This window comes from Streptomyces sp. NPDC001100 (assembly GCF_053598575.1).
Genome location: NZ_JBSFKO010000002.1, coordinates 49,675 through 66,981, shown reverse-complemented (window position 1 = coordinate 66,981; position 17,307 = coordinate 49,675). Strand labels below are relative to the sequence as shown.

Genomic DNA, 17,307 nt, shown 5'->3' with positions numbered 1-17,307 from the left:
CTGGGGCTGTCGACGGTGGCCACCGTGGAGTCCAGAGTTGGTCCAGACCAATCGGCTGTCAAGAGGTCCAGACCAACTTGTCCGGCGGTGGATTCGGCACCCCGGCCACGATCAGCTGCTCGACCTGCCCCGTTTTGGCGTGTTGTGCGCAATGACAGTTGCGGGACAGCTACCGAAACGCTGTTCTCCGGTCACAGGGGCGTGGATACAGTGCTGAGGTAGTCACGCAGTGAAGTCAACTCGGCGTACCGGAGTAATACCGGAAAGCCGACAGGCGTGAGACGGGGAGCTGCGCGTGCCAACTGCCATTGCCGTGACCAGCGCCGACATGGCGCTGCCGCCACAGGACGAACGAACCGTGCCCGCCGTCGTGCTGCGGGACCTGGATCAACGGCCGCTGGACCAGGCGCTGTCGGAGATGCAGGGCCTCATCGACCAGCACGGGCATGTCGTCGTCGTGTCCTCGCAGGCCGTGTCCGAGGGCGTCGACCGACGGCTGCACACCATCCGGTCCATCCTGGAGACCGACCGGATCGCCCTGTTCCGTCCGAATCTCCCCCCACTTGGACTCGCCGTCCTGGCCCGCCAGTTGAGGCAGCTCGCGTCCTGCGACCTCAGCCCCGGAGTGCTCGCCTCGGCGGGCCGGCTGCTCACCCACTACATCCACGCCGGCGCCGTCCTCGGCTCGGTCACCAGGCTGGACCGGGTCCCCGTCGGCCTCAAGTCGCACGCCAAGTCCTGGGTGCCCGGCAGTCAGTTCGCGGTGATCGCCCATCCCGAGCCGCAACTCGTCAGGGTCGGCCCCGGAGTCGCCCTCGCCGGGCCGGAGTTCGGCACCTGGATGCTGGTCGCCAAGGGCCAGCTGCAGTCCGACTGGATCGGCACCACCCTCGCCCCGGCCTGGAACGCGATGGGGCTGCGCGAGGTCACCCTGCCCGCCGAGTCGGCGAGTTGGTGGGGTACGGGCAAGCTGATCGAGTTCTGTACGTATCTGCCCGACCTGTCGGTGCTGTACCAACTGGTCACCTCGGTACGGCAGTCCGTGTGCCATTGGTGCGGTATCGACGTCATCGGCGACCGTTGTGTCTTCTGCTCGGCAACACCGCCCGTTCACGAGAACCAAACGCCCAGCGGATAAGTCATCCCTTCACAGGACACGCTTACAGCACCTGGTCCCGCTCGACCCGGCTCGATCCGCTCATTTCCGCTCGACCGATATCCCCAATGAGGTTGTACGGTTCATGAACTCCCGTCAGCGCCGCGGCGTGATACTCCTGCTCCTGTCGGTCCTCTGCGCCCTCGGCGCGTTCGCCGGCGTCCTCTCCGTCATCAGCGACGTGAAGTCCAAGGTCGGCCCCGAAGTCGCCGCCTACCAGGTCAAGGACGACGTGGCGCCCTACACGACCCTCTCCGCCGCGCAGTTCAAGAAGATCGAGATGCCCAAGCGGTGGCTGTCGGACAACGCCGTGACCGATCTCCGGCAGATCCAGGGCAAGATCGCGGTGACCACCCTGCGGAGCGGATCCCTGCTGCAGACCGACATGATCGTGGACCAGCCGGCCCTGCAGCCCGGGCAGCAGGAGGTCGCCATCATGATCGACGCGGCCACCGGCGTGGCCGGCAAGATCACCCCGGGCTCCACGGTCAACGTGTACGCCACCTTCGCGGGCGCGAAAGAGGGCGACCCCGACCAGTCGAAGATCATTGTGACCAACGCGAAGGTCATCGACGTCGGCCACATCACCGCCCTCGACCCGGGCAGCAACAGCGACAAGAACCAGCAGCAGTCCACCAACGCCGTCCCCATCACCTTCGCGCTGTCCACGCTGGACGCCCAGCGCATCACCTACGCCGAGTCGTTCGCCGAGCGGGTGCGGCTGGCACTGGTGGCGCCCGGCACCGGTACGACCGTGCCCGAGCAGGACCGGACGTACGAACTCGCGAAGGACAAGTGAGAGGCCCGCATGCCCACCAGGATTCTCCCGGCGGTCGGTGACGCGGACGCCATCCGCGCCATCACGACCCTGCTCAGCCAGCTCCCGGACGCCGACCCGGTGGCCCCGGTGGCCGACTCGACGCAGCTCATCGACACCCTGGCCCGGCTCGCCGCCGAGTCCGTCGACGAGCTGCCCGAGGTCGTGGTGGTGCATGAACGCATCGGTCCCGTCCCGGCGTTGGAGCTGGTCCGCGAGGTCGCCCTGCGCTTCCCCGCGGTGGGTGTCATCCTCGTCACCACGGACGCCAGCCCCGGCCTCTTCCAGGCCGCCATGGACTCCGGCGCGCGCGGCCTCATCGCCCTGCCGCTGAGCTACGAGGAGTTGGCCACCCGGGTCCAGGCCGTCGCCGCCTGGTCCGTGGGCGTACGGCGTCATCTCGGCCACGGCGGCGACGTGTTCACCGGCGTCGGCGGCACCGTCGTCACGGTCAGCGGCGCCAAGGGCGGGGTCGGCGCCACCCTCGCCGCGATCCAACTCGCCCTCGCCGCCCAGACCTCGGGCCGTACCACCGCGCTCGTCGACATGGACCTCCAGACCGGCGACGTCGCCTCCTACCTGGACGTCCAGTTCCGCCGCTCCGTCGTCGACCTCGCCGCCATCACCGACATCTCACCGCGCGTCCTGGCCGACGCCGTGTTCCGCCACGACACCGGGATGGCGCTGCTGCTCGCCCCCGGCGAGGGCGAACGCGGCGAGGAGGTCACCGACCGGGCCGCCCGCCAGATCGTCAGCGCCCTGCGCTCCCGCTACGAGGTCGTCGTCATCGACTGCGGCGCCCAGATGAGCGGCGCGAGCGCGGCGGCCGTCGAAATGGCCGACACCGCCCTGCTGTTCACCACCCCGGACGTGGTCGCCGTACGCGCCGCGAAGCGCACCGTCCGCATGTGGGACCGGCTGCAGATCCGCAAGGCGGAGGAGACGACCATCGTCGTCAACCGGCACACCCGCGGTACGGAGATCCAGCCCGCCCTCATCCAGCGGATCACCGGCACGGCGGTCGCCGCCACCGCGATCCCCGCCAACTTCAAGGAACTCCAGGGCGCGGTGGACGCCGGCCGCCTGCACGAACTCGACAACAAGAGCGTGGTCAAACAGGCCCTCTGGGGTCTCGCGGGCGAACTCGGACTGGTCAAGGTCCCCGAAGTCGCCCAGAAGGGCGGCCGGACCCGGGGCGGCGGCGATCGCGGCTCGGTGAGCTTCCGGCGCCGTAGGGAGTGAGGGGGATGCGGATGTCCGTCCTGCGGAGAGACCGGGGCCAGGTCACCATCGAGTTCCTCGGCATGACCCCGCTGATCATTCTGACGCTGGTGCTGATGTGGCAGTTCGTGCTGGTGGGGTACACCTACACCCTCGCGGGGAATGCTGCCGACGAGGCGGTACGGGCCGGCACGGCGGCCACCCGGGGCGAACGCCAGGCCGCCTGCGAACAGGCGGGCCTCAGCAAGCTGTCCGCCGCGTGGAGGGGGGACGCCGAGGTGACCTGCCAGGGCACGGGCTACGTCACGGCCGACGTCAGGCTCCAGGTGCCCGTCCTCTTCCCCGGCTCGATCGCCTTCCCCTTCACGGTCCACGCCCACGCGGGCGCCGTAGAGGAGGCGACGAACTGAGATGTCCTACGACCGTAAGGTGCGCGACCGCGGTCAAGTCGCCATCGAATACCTCGGGTTCATCCCGATCCTGATCCTCGTCACCCTGGCCGCGGTGCAGTTGGGGCTGATCGCCTACACCGCGGAGCAGGCGGGGACGGCGGCCCGGGCGGGCGCGCGCAGCGCCTCGCTGCGGCAGGGCTCCCAGCCGGCGTGCAGTGACGCGGTCAGCGCCGGGCTCACGGTCGTCGGCTGCCCGGCCACGTTCGGCGTGGACACGGTCACCGTCACCGCCTCCATCGCGATCCCGTCCGTCATCCCCGGCTACGACGGCTTCGGCAACGCCAGCAAGACCGCCACCATGCCGCTCGACCACTGACACAGCACCACTGGCACACGACCATCACCACCGAACCACACGGCTCGACTGAACAAGGAGCGAGGAGCACAGCACTCATGGGTCTGCGGGAACGCGTCAACCATCCCGAGGAGAACGGCCATCGGGGCGAGGAAGGCCACATGGTCGCCTCGTACCGCGCCAAACTCCTGGAGGAGATCGACCTCGCGGAGATGAGCGCGCTGGCCGCCGCCGAGCGACGGGCCCGCCTGGAGCGGGTGCTCGGGCACATCATCAGCCGGGAGGGCCCGGTCCTCTCGACGGTCGAGCGCTCGCAGCTGATCCGCCGGGTCGTCGACGAGGCACTCGGCCTCGGCATCCTCGAACCGCTCCTCGAAGACGCGTCGATCACCGAGATCATGGTGAACGGCCCGGACGCGATCTTCGTCGAACGCGGCGGCCGGGTCGAGCAGTTGCCGCTGCGCTTCCCCTCCCACGACCAGCTGATGCAGACGATCGAGCGGATCGTGTCGACCGTCAACCGCCGCGTGGACGAGTCGAATCCGATGGTCGACGCGCGACTGCCGTCCGGCGAACGCGTCAACGTCATCATCCCGCCCCTGTCGTTGACCGGCGCCACGCTCACCATCCGCCGCTTCCCGCGCTCCTTCACGCTCCAGGAGATGGTCGGCTTCGGCTCGCTCGACGAGCACATGCTGTACCTGCTCGCGGGGTTGGTGCACGCGAAGTTCAACATCATCGTGTCCGGCGCCACGGGCACCGGGAAGACCACCCTCCTCAACGCCCTCTCCGGCCTCATCCCGGAGACCGAACGCATCATCACCATCGAGGACTCCGCCGAACTCCAGCTCCAGCAGTCGCACGTGATCCGGCTGGAGGCCCGCCCCCCGAACGTCGAGGGCAAGGGCCAGGTCACCATCCGCGACCTCGTCCGCAACTCCCTCCGGATGCGCCCCGACCGGATCGTCGTCGGTGAGGTCCGGGGCGGCGAGTCCCTCGACATGCTCCAGGCGATGTCCACCGGCCACGACGGCTCCCTCGCGACGGTCCACGCCAACAGCGCGGAGGACGCGCTGATGCGCCTCAAGACGCTGGCGTCCATGTCCGAGGTGGAGATCCCCTTCGAGGCGCTGCACGACCAGATCAACAGCGCGATCGACGTCATCATCCAGCTCACCCGCTTCGCCGACGGCGCCCGCCGGATCACCGAGATCGCCCTCCTCGACAGCCACGGCAGCGAGCCGTACCGCCTGGCCACGGTCGCCCGCTTCAGCCCGCAGCCCATCGCCGCCGACGGCCGGATTTACGGCGTCTTCGAGTACTTCCCGCTCTCGCGCCGCACCGCCGACCGCCTCTACATGGCGAGCCAGCCGCTGCCGCAGGCCTTCGGCGTCGCCCAGAGCACGGAACACCTAGCCCTCAGAGAAGCCAGTAGGTAGGGACCGACCCCATGGATCTCCAGACGATCGTCACGCTCACCATCGGCATCACCCTGCTGACCTGCGTCCTGGGTGTCGCCGGCGTGCACGCCTACGCCACGGGCAGGGCACAGCGCGCGGCCCTGGTCGACCGGCTGTCGTCGACCGGACAGATCCAGCTCGGCCGCGCCCGCCGCTTCCGCGGCCTGGACCGCAGACTGCGCCGCACCCGACTCGGCCGCAAGCTCGAACTACGCCTGTCGGCAACGGGGTTGGACATGACACCGGGCGAGTTCTTCGTCTACATGCTGGCCACGGTGGCCGCCCTCTGGCTGATCGGCCAGGCGTCCCTGGCACCCTTCTTCGGGCCGATCGCGGGGCTGTTGGGCATCGGGGTGGCGATCCAGTTCCTCAACTGGCAGCGCCAGAAACGCATCGAGAAGTTCATCAACCAACTCCCCGAACTGGCCCGCATCATGGCCAACGCCACCCACGCGGGACTCGCCCTGCGCACTTCCATCAGCATGGCGGCGGAGGAGCTGGAGGCACCGGCCGGGGAGGAACTCGCCAAGGTGGCCAACCAGTTGGCGGTCGGCGCCTCGATGGATGACGCGCTGAGCGAGCTGGCGGACCGCCTCCCCTCCCGCGAACTGGTCGTCCTCGTCACGACGTTGGTGCTCTCCAACCGGGCCGGCGGCCAGGTCGTCAGCGCCCTGCGCAACCTCACCGAGACCCTGGAGGAACGCAAGGAGACCCGCCGCGAGGTCCGCACCCAGCTCTCCCAGGTCAACATGACCTCGTACGCCGTTCCGGTGATGGGCGTGGGCGCCCTCTTCCTGATGAACGGCGTGAAACCCGGCGCCCTGGACCGGATGACCGGCTCCCCGATCGGCCAGGCCTGCGTGATCATCGCGTTCGGGCTGTACGCGGTCGGCTTCGTCCTCATCCGCCGCCTGTCCCGCATCGACGTCTGAGAGGGGGGAACCTGATGACGGCACTCGTCCTCGGACTGGTCATGGGCCTCAGCGTGTGGGGCATCTTCGCCGGCATCCGCATGTACCGAGCGGACGCGAAACTCCCCACCGACCTGGTCCTGGCCCTTGAGGTCGGCGCGACCCGCACCGGCGCGGTCGACTCCGTCGTGGACCGCCTGGGCATGCGCTACGCCCCCACGGTCCTGCGCCTGATGGGCCCCAAGCAGGTCGCCAAGTACCGGCGCAAGATCGACCTCGCGGGCAATCCGGGCGGCCTGACGATCGACCGCTACGCGGCCCGCCGGGCGGTCTACGGCTTCCTCGGCGGCTTCGGTGGTCTGGTGTTCCTCTTGAAGGGGAACTATCTCCTCGCCATCATCCTCTTCGCCTTCGGCGCGTTCTGGACGGAGGTCGGCATCTGGTCGGCGATCCGGATCCGCAAGGACGTGATCGAACGGACCCTGCCGGACTTCCTGGACGTGCTGGCGGTGGTGGTGAGCGCGGGCCTGGGCTTCCGCCAGGCGCTGGACCGGGTGGCGTCGAAGTACGAGGGCCCGTGGGCGGACGAACTCCGCATCACCCTCCGCCAGATGGACCTGGGCATGAGCCGCCGCGCGGCCTTCACGGAACTGCGCCGGCGCAACGACAGCGAGCAAGTGGCCATGTTCGTCACGGCGTTGCAGCAGGGCGAGGAGCTGGGCGCGCCGATCGTCGACACGCTGGTCGCCCTGGCGAAGGACATGCGCCGCACGGACGCGCAGAACGCGCGGAGGAAGGCGGCCCGTGCGGTCCCGAAGGCCACCATGATGATCACCACGTTCATGGTCCCGGCCACGATGCTCCTCCTCGGCGCGGGCCTCCTCCTCGGCTCCGGCACGGACTTCAGCACGATCACGGGCAAGTAGGGGACGGGGGCGAGGGGCGGATGGCGACGACGGAGGAACGAACGGGACGACTACGACGACGCCCGAAGCCGGCGGAGATCACGACTCCGCCGGCGGGGACGGTCCTGCCGGACCATGTGCGGTCCGGGGCAACGGACATACCGGTGACGACGGTGACGCCTGCGCTGCCGCCGGGGTGGACGCCGGTGGGGTCGGTGGCGTCGGCGGGGCTGGATGGGCCGGGTGGGTCGGGGGCGAGGTTGCCAGGGGTGCCGACGCAGCCGGGGCCGGCGGTTTCGGTCGTGTCGGCGGTGTCGGCGGTGTCGGGGATGCCGAAGGCGGCCCGGCAGGCCGACGACGTACGGCTGGCCGCCGACGGCGAGGGCGCCCCACAGGGGCCACCCGCACCCGACAACGAAAGTGCAACGGGTGGTGCGGGTGGGAGCAAGGTCCCGGCCGAAGGCCGGGTCGTGGCTCTCCCCATCCAGATCAGCGCCCTCCAGGCAATGTGCCGGCAGGTCTTCGGCTTCCGCCTCGCGATGATCGCCCTGGCCGCCCCCTCCGCCCTCCTCAACGCCAACCCCGGCGTAGCCACCCGCCTGGTAGGCGCAGCCGTCGTCGTCACCTTCATGGCCTCCTACGTCCTGTTCAGGGACTGGGAACGCTTCGGCCCCCTCCTCCTCCGCCACCCCTCCCTCCTCGCCCTGGACACCCTCTTCGCCGCCCTGCTCCTCATCTCCGCCGGCCCCACCAGCACCCTCGCCTACGTCAGCGTCTGCACCCCCCTGCTCGCCGGCATCGTCTACGGCTGGCGCGGCGCCGGCTGCTTCGCAGGTCTCCAGGCGGTCATCCTGCTCCTGGCGCAGACGGCGGCGGCCGACGCCCACCGGGGCGTCGCGGAAGCCTCCCTCCTCCCCGGCCTGTGCGTGATCGCCGGCGCGGTGGGAGTGACCCTGCGCAACCTGATGCTCCGCTTCGGCGAAGCGACGACGGCGTTGACGACGGTCCAGGCGAGGCTGGCCGTGACCGAGGCGGTGGGCGCCGAACGGGCCCGCCTGGCACGCGAGTTGCACGACTCGGTGGCGAAGACCCTGCACGGCGTGGCCCTCGCGGCGGACGGCCTGGTCGGCTCGGCGGGCGCGGACCGCATGGACCCGGCCCTGGTGAAACAGCAGGCGGAACTGGTGGCCCGCTCGGCGCGCCGGGCCGCCGCGGAGTCCCGCGAACTCCTGGCGGACCTGCGCCGCGAGTCCGACCCGGACGAGGGCACGGACGTACTGGTCGAACTGGCCGCCCGTACAAGGGACTTCAGCACCAGAACCGGCCTGCCCACGACCTACCGCCCCACCGGCGAACACGGCGTCCCCCCGGTCCCGCCCGCCGTGGCCCGCCAACTCCTCACCATCGCGACGGAGGCGATGGAGAACGCCCACCGCCACGCGGCCCCCACCAAGGTCGACGTACGGGCCGGAGTCCACGACAGCCTGCTCCGCATCAGCGTCTACGACGACGGCCGCGGCCTCCCTCCCGGCACGACCCTCGAACAGCTGCGCAGGGCAGGCCACTTCGGCCTGGTCGGCATGGTGGAGCGGGCGGCATCGGTGGGCGCCCGCATCCGCATCGGCCGGGGCGGCCACCCCAAGGGCACGGAAGTCCGCCTGGAACTCCCGCTGGAAGCCCTGACCGCGAAGACGTAGCGAGACGCGAAGCTTCTCCATCCCCCCACCCGACGACCCGAGAGGAGGCAGCCATGCCGGACCACACGACGCCCCACCCCGGCGCGCCGCAGCCGAACCCGTTCCCGAACTTCCCGCAGCCCGCGCCGACTTCACCCCTTCGGGTGGTGGTGGCGGACGACAACCCCGTGGTCCGGGCCGGCCTCACGGCACTGCTGTCGGGCCGCGCGGACATCACGGTCGTGGCGGAGGCGACGGACGGTCGCGAGGCCTACGAGGCGGCCCGGCTGCACCGCCCCGACGTGGTCCTCCTGGACGTACGCATGCCCGGCGTGGACGGCATCTCCGCGCTCCCGTACCTGGTGGGGATCGCCCCGGTCGTGATGCTCACGTACAGCAGGGAGTCGGAGATCGTCCAGGAGGCGCTGCGCCGAGGGGCGGGCGGCTATCTGGTCCACGGCGAGTTCACCGCGGACGAACTGGTCGCCGCCGTAAGGGACATCAAGCAGGGCAGGGCCCACTTCACACCGTCGGCGGCGGGCGCCCTCCTGGCCCAGCTGCGCCAGGAACGGACAGGCCCGGCACTGCCGGAGGGCCTGGGCTCCTACGAGCCTCAACTAAGTGCAACTGCACATGCGATGGAACCCTCTCCACCCTTGCCACCGACGACTTCACCCAAAGGGCTTTCGCAACTGCAACCGAATGTGCGACAGTTGACGCCGGACAGGTCACGGTTCCAACTGAGCGCGAGGGAGGCGGAGATCATGGACCACATAGCGTCCGGCATGACCAACCAGCAGATCGCCGCCACCTGCTTCATCTCCGAGAAGACCGTCAAGAACCACATCAACCGCATCTTCGCCAAACTCCACAGCACGAGTCGCTCCGAGGCCGCGGCCAAGTGGCTCGGCACGGCACCGGGTTCGACCCGAGGGCTGGGGTGACTGCGGTGAACGGTTGGGACTCCGATTGGGCCCGGGATTGGGCCCTGGGACCCTCTGACGTACCGCTGTTGCGGGCATACCGTTCTCATGTCGAAAGCGGCACCGGCGACGAGGAAGCCGGTAACGCGTCACTCGGAGGGGAACACCATGAGCGACCTGATGCTGAAGACCGCCGTCGCGACCAAGGTCCGCGTGAACAACTGGAAGAACACGACCGTCGCGGCCGTTCGGCGCCGCGCCGGCGACGAGGGGCAGACCGCGGTGGAGTACCTGGGCATCATCGCGGTGGTCGTGGCGATCGTGCTGGCCATCACGGGTACCAGCATCGGTACGACGATCATGACGAAGATCACCGGTCTGATCAACCAGGTCGGCGGCTGACACGACCACACCAATACGGAGACGCAGGGCAGGCCTTCCCCATCTACATCACGGTGGTGGGGGGTCTGCTCTTCCTTGCGTTGGTGTACTTCGCGGTCGGCCAGGCCACGGTGAACCGGAGTGGCGCCCAGACGGCCGCCGATGCGGCGGCGCTCGCGGCGGCGCAGGACACCCGGAAGCAACTCGCGGACTTGTGGGTGACCGACGTACTTGACCCCATCAAGTGGCAGGACGTCTTCGACGGCAAGGGCGTGGATTTCGGCGGATGCGGACGGGCCGCCCAACTCGCGGCCCAGAACGACGCCGATGTGACTGGATGCGCCCCGAACGCCTTCCGCATGCGCTACGACGTCACTGTGCAGACAAGGAAGACGATGGGAAAGTCGATCGTCCCCGTCACGGAGGGCAAGAGGTCGAACGCCTCCGCCGCGGCGGTCATCGAGCCGCTCTGCACCTTCCAACTCCCCGGCGCGGGTGCCGGGGGCACCGTGCTGCCGGAACTCACCTGCAAGGACGGCAGGAAGTGGGACCCCGACCCGACCGACCCCACCGGTCTCCCGGGACCCGAGGACCTTTTCGACGTCCATCTGGCCGACTGACAAACGAACGACGAGTGACGAAGGAAGCAGAGTGATGAGCATTCGGTTCACTGCGCAGGCCCGCAGGGGGATGGTGGCGTTGACCGTTGCGGCGGGCCTGGCCCTCGGTGTGGCCGGCTGCGGCGGGAGCGGTAACGACGCCAAGAAGCCTGACACTTCGGCGTCCCCCTCGAAGACCAGTGGATCCCAGCCGAGTGCTCAGGAGGGACAGTCCCAGGCGCCTTTGGCCGAACTCACCGGCCCGGACGGGCTGTTGCTCCAGGTCACCTCCGCCGCTCGTGATTCGGGCGGATTCCTCACCGTGAACGGCGTCATCAAGAACGACGGCGACAAGTCCGTGGCGATTCCTGTGGCGTTGCGCGGCGACGAGACCGAGATCCTGCGGCACGGCACGTCGCTCGGTGGCGCGACCCTCGTGGACTCCACGGCGAAGAAGCGCTACTACGTGCTGCGCGACACGGACGGACGACCGCTGACGACGACGGACTTCGGGTCCCTCAACGCCGGTCAGACCCTTCCGGTCTTCATGCAGTTCCCGGCTCCGCCGTCGACCACGTCCGAAGTCACCCTGCAACTGCCCACCTTCGCCAGCGGCACCATCAAGATCTCCGGGTGAGGCCACAGTGACCACCACTCTCCGCCTCCCCCTAGTCGTCACCGCCGCCGCCCTCATGGTCGCCGCGAACATCGTCGGCGCGGTCACGGCCCACGCCGACGACACCCCGAGCCCCAGCGTCCCGCCGGGCACCGAGGCCTCCGCCTCCGCCCCGGTGCGGGTCGACCCGAACGACCCAGACCTGAAGCTCCCCGAAGGCGCCACGCTCGCCGCCCCCAAGGTCCTGGACATCAAGTCCGTCGTGGAGGACCAGGGCGGAGAGGAACGCCGCGAGGACACCAACTCGGACGTGACCTTCGCCCTCCAGGCCGAGGTCCTCTTCAGTAAGGACAGTTCCAAGCTGAGCGCCGCGGCGAAGTCCCGTATCGACGCGATCGCCGCGGAGATCAAGAAGCAGAACGCGACCACGGTCCGCGTCTTCGGCTTCACCGACAACCTCGGCTCCTCCGCACACGGCGACGTCCTCTCCAAGCAGCGCGCCGACGCCGTACAGGCCGTCCTGGACGCCGACTTGAACGACCCGAACATCACCTTCGAGGTACGCGGCTACGGCGAGCAGTACCCGATCGCCGACAACTCCACGGAGGCCGGCCGCAAGAAGAACCGCAGGGTCGAGGTGACGTTCCCGCGCACGGAGAGCTGACCGACCGACCGAGATGAAACACCGGCCCGCTCCGCGCGATACCAGGCGGGGCGGGCTCACGGTCGTCGGTCCGCGGTTTCGTTGCCTTCGAGCGCGTCGGCGGGCGGATCCTTGGCCTCGCGCTCGATGACGAGCGGCGCCTTGCCGAGGACCGTCCGCACATTGCCCAACTCGGCCGGCAGGACCAGCGTCTTGCGGGCAGTGCCTCGCGCGAGCCCCAACTCCCGCATCAGCCGGTCGACACCGGGTACCGCGCGGCCCAGCGGGTACGTGCCGCACTGCTGGCCGAACGGGAGTGTGACCTGAAGAGCGTTCAGCGGCGGCGCCGGATCTCCTTGGTCCTGGCGGCCGACTTCGGCATCGATCTCAAGCCCTGCTACCTGTCGACCGGCAGTGAGGGCGGGTACCTGTCGCGCCTCGCGGACGAGACGCAGGCCACCCAACTCGCGCTGGCGGTGGACGTGTTGGGCGGTACTCGGAAGGCCGAGTCGCGGGGTGCGCGCCTGGGGCCGCCGCACTCGGAGGCCGACGACGACGGTGGGGTCGAGGATCTTTGAAGTCGAACGGCGCCCGGGGTACCGCTGACAGGGAGGGTGGCGCGAAAGTGTGACATGTTTCGCCAAAGCGTCACGCTTTCGCGGAGGAGGTGCCCCTGGTGGACACCGACAGAGGGCCACACCGCTCAAGTCGGCAGAGGGTGAGGCCACTCCCCACCAGGTCCGGCCGGACGTGAGGACGGTGCCGCACAGCGCCTCGCTCGTCGCCTCAAGGCCACCGCCGGGCCCACGCGCCGGGGTTCAACGACGGCTGACGGTCCGACTGGGACCGCGCGTGTACTCCGACGTCATCCGGAGCCTCGTCGGAGTACCGGCCCGACTCACCCCCACGCACCCCTCACCGCCGCCGCAGCGGACGACGTAGGCAACCTCGGGCCGGTTGAGCCCGAGCAATGCCTCCCGCAAGTCCTGCCCCGGGACCGGCGACACCACAGACGCCGTCCCCACCCGGTACTTGGGTACCGATTTGGGCCCACGGGCCCATCTCGGGCGCCCGCCCCGTCCCTAACCTCTGGAAGCTCCAGTGGAGTTGAGCGACAGACGACGGGGGACGGGGAGACATGACCTCGATGGGGGGAACGGGCGGGGGAGTCGTCGGGGTGGGCAGCGGACCGAGCGGGCGGCGCGAGATACCCACCCCGCTCGCCACCGCACTGGTGCTGGTCCACGCACTCTTCGCGGTCACCGTGGTCGGCGGACTCGGCGTCCTCCTGACCGCCGCCTCGTACGACACCCTCGACGGCCAGGTCGTCGCGCTCGTCGCCTACGCCGCCGCGCCGGGCGTCCTCGGCTGGTGGCTGGCCCGCCGCAGCTGGGAGGGCGGGACCAGGATCAGGCTCGGACTCCTCGTCGTACAGGGCTGGTTGATCCTCGGCGGTGTCGTCAACCTCACCTCCGGGTCCGCCCGCGGCGGTCTCCAGCTCTTCCTCCCGATCGTCATCCTCTTCCTCCTGTTCCGCCCGGAGAGCCGCCAGTGGTACGGCCTCGCCGGACTGGAACGCGTCGAGCGCCGCCCCTTCTCCCTTGCCCGGCTGATCCGTTGGCGCCGGGACGAGGGGCAGACGGCGGTGGAGTACGCCGGATTCATCGCGATCGTCGCCGCCATCATCACCGCCCTGCTGGTCACCGGCCTGGGCACGCAGATCTTCAGCGGCATCCAGTCGGAGGTCTGCAAGGTCACCGGCATGGCCTGTGGCACCGGCACCTCAACCACCGGGACCGCCACCTCCACCACCGGGACCGGCACCACAACCACCGGGACCGACACGACGGGCGCCGACAAGCCCGCCCCTGCCGCCGACAAGCCCGTCCCCGCCGCCGCAGATGAGAAGGGCAACGACGACGGTTGCTTCTCCGGCGTGGGCGCCTTCTTCGGCTGCGCCGGCGACCAGGTCAAGCAAGTCGGCCAGGGCCTCTTCGTGGACGGCGTCTGGGGCGACCTCACCGGCATCTACGACATGGTCCGCCACCCCATCGACACCGTGAAGGGCATCGGCGACTACGGCAAACAGCTCGGCGACGACTGGTCCAAGAACTCCAAGGACGCCGGCAAGAAGTGGTCCGACGGCGACTACGGCGGCGCCCTGTGGGACTGGGGCAGCGCCTCCGTGAAGACCGGCGGCACGGTCCTCTACGACGTGTTCATCGGTGACGACGTAGCCAAGGACTGGAAGAACGGCGACAAGACCCGCGCCGTCACCCACGTCCTGTGGAACGTCGGCTCGCTCTTCATCCCGGGCTACGACGGCGCCAAGATCGTCGAAAAGGTCGGCGACCTGGGCAAGATCGGCAAGTTGGGCAAGCTCGGCGAACTCGCCGAGAAGGCGGCCAAGGCGGCGGAGGACGCGAAGAAGGCGGCCAAGGCCGGTGACGTGGCGGGCGCCGAGAAGGCGGCCAAGGAGGCCGACGAAGCGGCCGAGGCAGCCGAGAAGAAGGCCCGGCAGACCGGCTGCCTGGTCGGCGCACCCCGCCGTCGGATCCCGTACGGCGACAGCGACGGCCCCACGTTCGGAGGCAGCGGCACGGGCACCACGGTCCTGGCCGCCGGCAGCTCGCCGTACGTCGTACTCGCCCAGGGCAAGGACTGCGACGAGGACGCCGAGAAGGAGGCCGAGGAGGCCCGCAAGCAGGCGGACGAGGCCGACCAGGCGGCCGGGCGGATGACCAAGGAAGAGGTCGAGGCGGCCAAGAAGCCGACCGTGAACCAGGGCGACCCCAAGAAGTTCAAGGACCACTTCCTGCGCCACAAGAAGCTGCTGGAGGACGCGCTGGGCACCAAGTACAAGAAGCTCAAGGAGGACGGCCCGCGCTTCCTGCAGGACGTCGAGGCCAACATCAAGAACGGCACGTTCAAGCTCGTCGGCAAGGGCACGCTGAAGAAGGGCGAGGCGGAGGGTCTCATCTACCGTGGCAGGGGCGTGACCGTCGTCCTGCACGAGAACGGCGACTTCTGGACCGTGCTGAAGTCCGGCGAGGGCCTCGACACATCCCTCCAGATCACCAAGAAGGCCGAGTGACCGAATGACAGGAGCAGCTGTGCCGCCTGCAAGCCCGTCCCCTTCGGGGCCGACTCCCTGGAGCAGCACGGAGGAGGTGCTCCGCCGGCGGTGCGTCACGGATGTCCTGGTGCCGGGCCGGATCGACCGGGACGAGACGATGTCCCGGTTCGTCCCCCAGCCGCTCGTCGTCTTCGTCCTTCTCGACGACGGGGCCCTGCGTCTGGAATCGGTCGGCGGGTACGGCCAGTTGGAGGTCCGGGTGGTGGACAGGGTCACCCTGGGCGGCGTCGACCTCTACGCGGCCATCGAGGAGGAGGGGGACGAACTCGCCCTGGCCTCCCAGGGCGAGCAGCTCTTCGGCGACAGCTGGGACCGCCTCCGCTGCACGGCCGTCCGCCCCTTCACGGACGCGGGCTCCAATCCAGGGGAGGGTGTGGTCAAGTGCCTCGCCCTCGAACTGGAGTCCCGCTACTGGCTCTTCTTCGATCCGACATGGCCCTTCGGCATCAGAATCGGCAATGCCGAGGACATGCGCCGCTGGGAGTCCGAGTACGGGCAGGACACCGGCCCGAACGCGGAGACCCTCCACCCCGGAACGATCTGACCCGGGAAAGGAAGCGGAAGTTGGAGGAGCCGGGAGAACACCCGCTGCTGCCCGCCGTCGTACGAGAACTCCCCTACAGCTGGGACACCGGCTTCATCTGGCCCCGGGAACTCCCGGAGACCGAGGCGAACATCGCCCGCGCACGGGCGGTCCTGGAGGCCTGCGCCCCCGCGGCCCCGGTGCCCGACCCCGTCCCCGCCCCCGATCGGACCGGCGACGAGGACGAGGAAGAGGAGCCCGCCTGGCTCGAAATCCGTGTCGTGCTGCGGGAGTTCATGCCCTACGCGGGCCAGGTCACCCAGGAGCGCATGACGGAGGCGATGCGGGAGTGCGCGCTGCTCGGCATCCCCGGTGCACCCGCGGACGCGGACGGCGAGGAGGCGGAGCGCTTCGTCCGGCGGTGGGTGACCTGGATCGGCGGCTGGATCGCCGGCGAGGTCTTCACCTGGCTCGGCATGTGCGTCGACGACGACACCCTGGTGACCCCGTGGGCGATGGAACTCGCCGAGCGGTACGCCCGGTTCGGCGTCGCCACCGAACAGGCCGTGTCGATGCTCCACTGGCACGGCACGGTCCCCCGAAGCCGCGAAACCCTCGCCCGCCTGACGGCGGACGGCACACTGCCGCCGTGAACGAGCGGGAAAGCAGGCCAGGTTGAGAATGCTGCTCGCGAACCTCTTCGTCGTGACGGAGCCGCGACCCGCCGAACTCCGGCGCGCCCTGGCGGACTTGCTGGACCTCCCCGAGGAGGCCGTGGACGTGGCGCACCAGGGCGGGGACCAGGAGGACCGGAACTGGGCCGCCCCGGTGCTCTGCACCTACTGCCCGCTGCCTCCGGGCGACCTGGCGCTCTCCCTCGACATCACCGTCACCGCCCCGGCAGCCGGCGACCTCACGGAAGCGGACCTCGCCCTCGGTATCGCGGCCAGGGTGGGCAGCTCGGTCCTCTACCCCGCCGAGTCCTACCCGCCGAGCGCCACTTGGGCGGCGGTCCCCGACGGCCGCAGGGTCCGATGCAGCATGGAGTCGGTCGAGACGGGCTACGGCGCGGACGCCGACCTCTACCCGTTCCGTGTCTACGACGTGACGGCACAGGTACCGGACCTGCCCCCGGTTCCCCCTACTCCGTCTCCACCGCCACCCGGACCCCCACCTCCAGCCCCCACCCCGCCATGACCCCCGCCTCAGCCTCCAGCACATGCCGGGAGCGGAGCCGCGGCAGGCCCAGCCGTCCCGGCCTCATCGTGTGGACGGCGACGACCTCCAACTTCCGGTTCAGGTACGCCACATCGATCGGGAAGCACATCCGGAACGTGTGCACACTGCTCGCCGGCGAGAGCAGCATCGCCCCCTCGATCCCGTCCCGGCCGAGCAGCCCCTTCGTCCGCGCCCAGTAGGAGGTCGCGAACTCCAGCGGAACGGCGACCGCCCCCGCGGCCCCCCGCACGACCAGCTTCCCCCGCCCGTCACTCCACCGTCGTCCCATATCAGGCCACCTTCCGCCGCCACTCCGGATCCATATCCCTGTCCGCTGTCCGCTGTCCGCTGTCCCCTGTCCCTCCGGTGTCGATC

The 17,307-nt window shown here is 69.7% G+C and carries 21 protein-coding genes; 19 read left to right on the top strand and 2 right to left on the bottom strand.

The features are described 5' to 3' along the window. Positions 1-295 precede the first annotated feature (295 nt). From ACWDEW_RS02545 to ACWDEW_RS02480, 14 genes are all read left to right on the top strand, one after another. Positions 296-1,138: a hypothetical protein gene (locus ACWDEW_RS02545; protein WP_450508866.1), complete on the top strand. Its 843-nt coding sequence runs from the start codon at positions 296-298 to the stop codon at positions 1,136-1,138. A gap of 103 nt (positions 1,139-1,241) precedes the next feature. Next, complete coding sequence (gene cpaB, locus ACWDEW_RS02540; protein ID WP_450508865.1) at positions 1,242-1,955, top strand: Flp pilus assembly protein CpaB; 714 nt, start codon at positions 1,242-1,244, stop codon at positions 1,953-1,955. 9 nt (positions 1,956-1,964) lie between these two features. Next, positions 1,965-3,215 (top strand): AAA family ATPase, encoded by a 1,251-nt coding sequence (locus ACWDEW_RS02535; protein WP_450508863.1) that lies wholly within the window; start codon positions 1,965-1,967, stop codon positions 3,213-3,215. Between the two features lie 5 nt (positions 3,216-3,220). After that, positions 3,221-3,604, top strand: a complete 384-nt coding sequence (locus ACWDEW_RS02530; RefSeq protein WP_450508861.1) for a TadE/TadG family type IV pilus assembly protein — start codon at positions 3,221-3,223, stop codon at positions 3,602-3,604. Position 3,605: 1 nt separating this feature from the next. Beyond that, positions 3,606-3,962: a TadE/TadG family type IV pilus assembly protein gene (locus ACWDEW_RS02525; protein WP_450508859.1), complete on the top strand. Its 357-nt coding sequence runs from the start codon at positions 3,606-3,608 to the stop codon at positions 3,960-3,962. A gap of 77 nt (positions 3,963-4,039) precedes the next feature. Beyond that, positions 4,040-5,380, top strand: coding sequence for a CpaF family protein (locus ACWDEW_RS02520; protein ID WP_019072776.1), 1,341 nt, complete (start codon positions 4,040-4,042; stop codon positions 5,378-5,380). 11 nt (positions 5,381-5,391) lie between these two features. Then, positions 5,392-6,333, top strand: a complete 942-nt coding sequence (locus tag ACWDEW_RS02515; RefSeq protein WP_450508857.1) for a type II secretion system F family protein — start codon at positions 5,392-5,394, stop codon at positions 6,331-6,333. 14 nt (positions 6,334-6,347) lie between these two features. Then, positions 6,348-7,238 carry a DUF5936 domain-containing protein gene (locus ACWDEW_RS02510; RefSeq protein WP_450508855.1) on the top strand — a complete coding sequence of 297 codons (891 nt, stop codon included), beginning with the start codon at positions 6,348-6,350 and terminating at the stop codon, positions 7,236-7,238. A gap of 308 nt (positions 7,239-7,546) precedes the next feature. Then, positions 7,547-8,914 carry a sensor histidine kinase gene (locus tag ACWDEW_RS02505; protein ID WP_450509467.1) on the top strand — a complete coding sequence of 456 codons (1,368 nt, stop codon included), beginning with the start codon at positions 7,547-7,549 and terminating at the stop codon, positions 8,912-8,914. A gap of 53 nt (positions 8,915-8,967) precedes the next feature. Further along, a complete protein-coding gene (locus ACWDEW_RS02500) occupies positions 8,968-9,837 on the top strand; it encodes a response regulator (RefSeq protein ID WP_450508853.1) in 870 nt (289 codons plus the stop codon). Positions 9,838-9,984: 147 nt separating this feature from the next. Next, positions 9,985-10,218: a Flp family type IVb pilin gene (locus tag ACWDEW_RS02495; RefSeq protein WP_200717293.1), complete on the top strand. Its 234-nt coding sequence runs from the start codon at positions 9,985-9,987 to the stop codon at positions 10,216-10,218. After that, positions 10,215-10,817: a pilus assembly protein TadG-related protein gene (locus tag ACWDEW_RS02490; protein WP_450509465.1), complete on the top strand. Its 603-nt coding sequence runs from the start codon at positions 10,215-10,217 to the stop codon at positions 10,815-10,817. Before ACWDEW_RS02495 ends, ACWDEW_RS02490 begins: the two co-directional genes overlap by 4 nt. 34 nt (positions 10,818-10,851) lie before the next feature. After that, the gene (locus ACWDEW_RS02485) at positions 10,852-11,433 is read left to right on the top strand and encodes a hypothetical protein (protein ID WP_450508851.1); all 582 of its coding nucleotides are present in this window, start codon (positions 10,852-10,854) and stop codon (positions 11,431-11,433) included. A 55-nt stretch (positions 11,434-11,488) separates the two neighbouring features. Then, positions 11,489-12,076, top strand: a complete 588-nt coding sequence (locus ACWDEW_RS02480; RefSeq protein ID WP_450509463.1) for an OmpA family protein — start codon at positions 11,489-11,491, stop codon at positions 12,074-12,076. A gap of 56 nt (positions 12,077-12,132) precedes the next feature. Here ACWDEW_RS02480 and ACWDEW_RS02475 read toward each other — a convergent pair whose 3' ends face one another. Then, the gene (locus ACWDEW_RS02475; protein WP_450508849.1) at positions 12,133-12,306 is read right to left on the bottom strand and encodes a hypothetical protein; all 174 of its coding nucleotides are present in this window, start codon (positions 12,304-12,306) and stop codon (positions 12,133-12,135) included. A 105-nt stretch (positions 12,307-12,411) separates the two neighbouring features. Here ACWDEW_RS02475 and ACWDEW_RS02470 point away from each other — a divergent pair, with 105 nt between their 5' ends. The 5 genes from ACWDEW_RS02470 (at position 12,412) to ACWDEW_RS02450 (ending at position 16,911) form a co-directional block, all read left to right on the top strand. Beyond that, positions 12,412-12,633 carry a hypothetical protein gene (locus tag ACWDEW_RS02470; protein ID WP_450508847.1) on the top strand — a complete coding sequence of 74 codons (222 nt, stop codon included), beginning with the start codon at positions 12,412-12,414 and terminating at the stop codon, positions 12,631-12,633. Positions 12,634-13,193: 560 nt separating this feature from the next. Continuing rightward, a complete protein-coding gene (locus tag ACWDEW_RS02465) occupies positions 13,194-15,149 on the top strand; it encodes a hypothetical protein (protein ID WP_450508845.1) in 1,956 nt (651 codons plus the stop codon). A gap of 19 nt (positions 15,150-15,168) precedes the next feature. Further along, on the top strand, positions 15,169-15,735 hold the full coding sequence (locus ACWDEW_RS02460) for a hypothetical protein (protein WP_450508843.1): 567 nt from the start codon (positions 15,169-15,171) through the stop codon (positions 15,733-15,735). Positions 15,736-15,755: 20 nt separating this feature from the next. Continuing rightward, positions 15,756-16,367 carry a hypothetical protein gene (locus tag ACWDEW_RS02455; protein WP_450508841.1) on the top strand — a complete coding sequence of 204 codons (612 nt, stop codon included), beginning with the start codon at positions 15,756-15,758 and terminating at the stop codon, positions 16,365-16,367. Between the two features lie 52 nt (positions 16,368-16,419). Continuing rightward, positions 16,420-16,911, top strand: coding sequence for a hypothetical protein (locus ACWDEW_RS02450; protein ID WP_450508839.1), 492 nt, complete (start codon positions 16,420-16,422; stop codon positions 16,909-16,911). Here the strand turns inward: ACWDEW_RS02450 and ACWDEW_RS02445 are convergent. Beyond that, positions 16,856-17,221 (bottom strand): DUF192 domain-containing protein, encoded by a 366-nt coding sequence (locus ACWDEW_RS02445; RefSeq protein WP_450508837.1) that lies wholly within the window; start codon positions 17,219-17,221, stop codon positions 16,856-16,858. The genes ACWDEW_RS02450 and ACWDEW_RS02445 overlap by 56 nt on opposite strands. Positions 17,222-17,307: the final 86 nt, after the last annotated feature.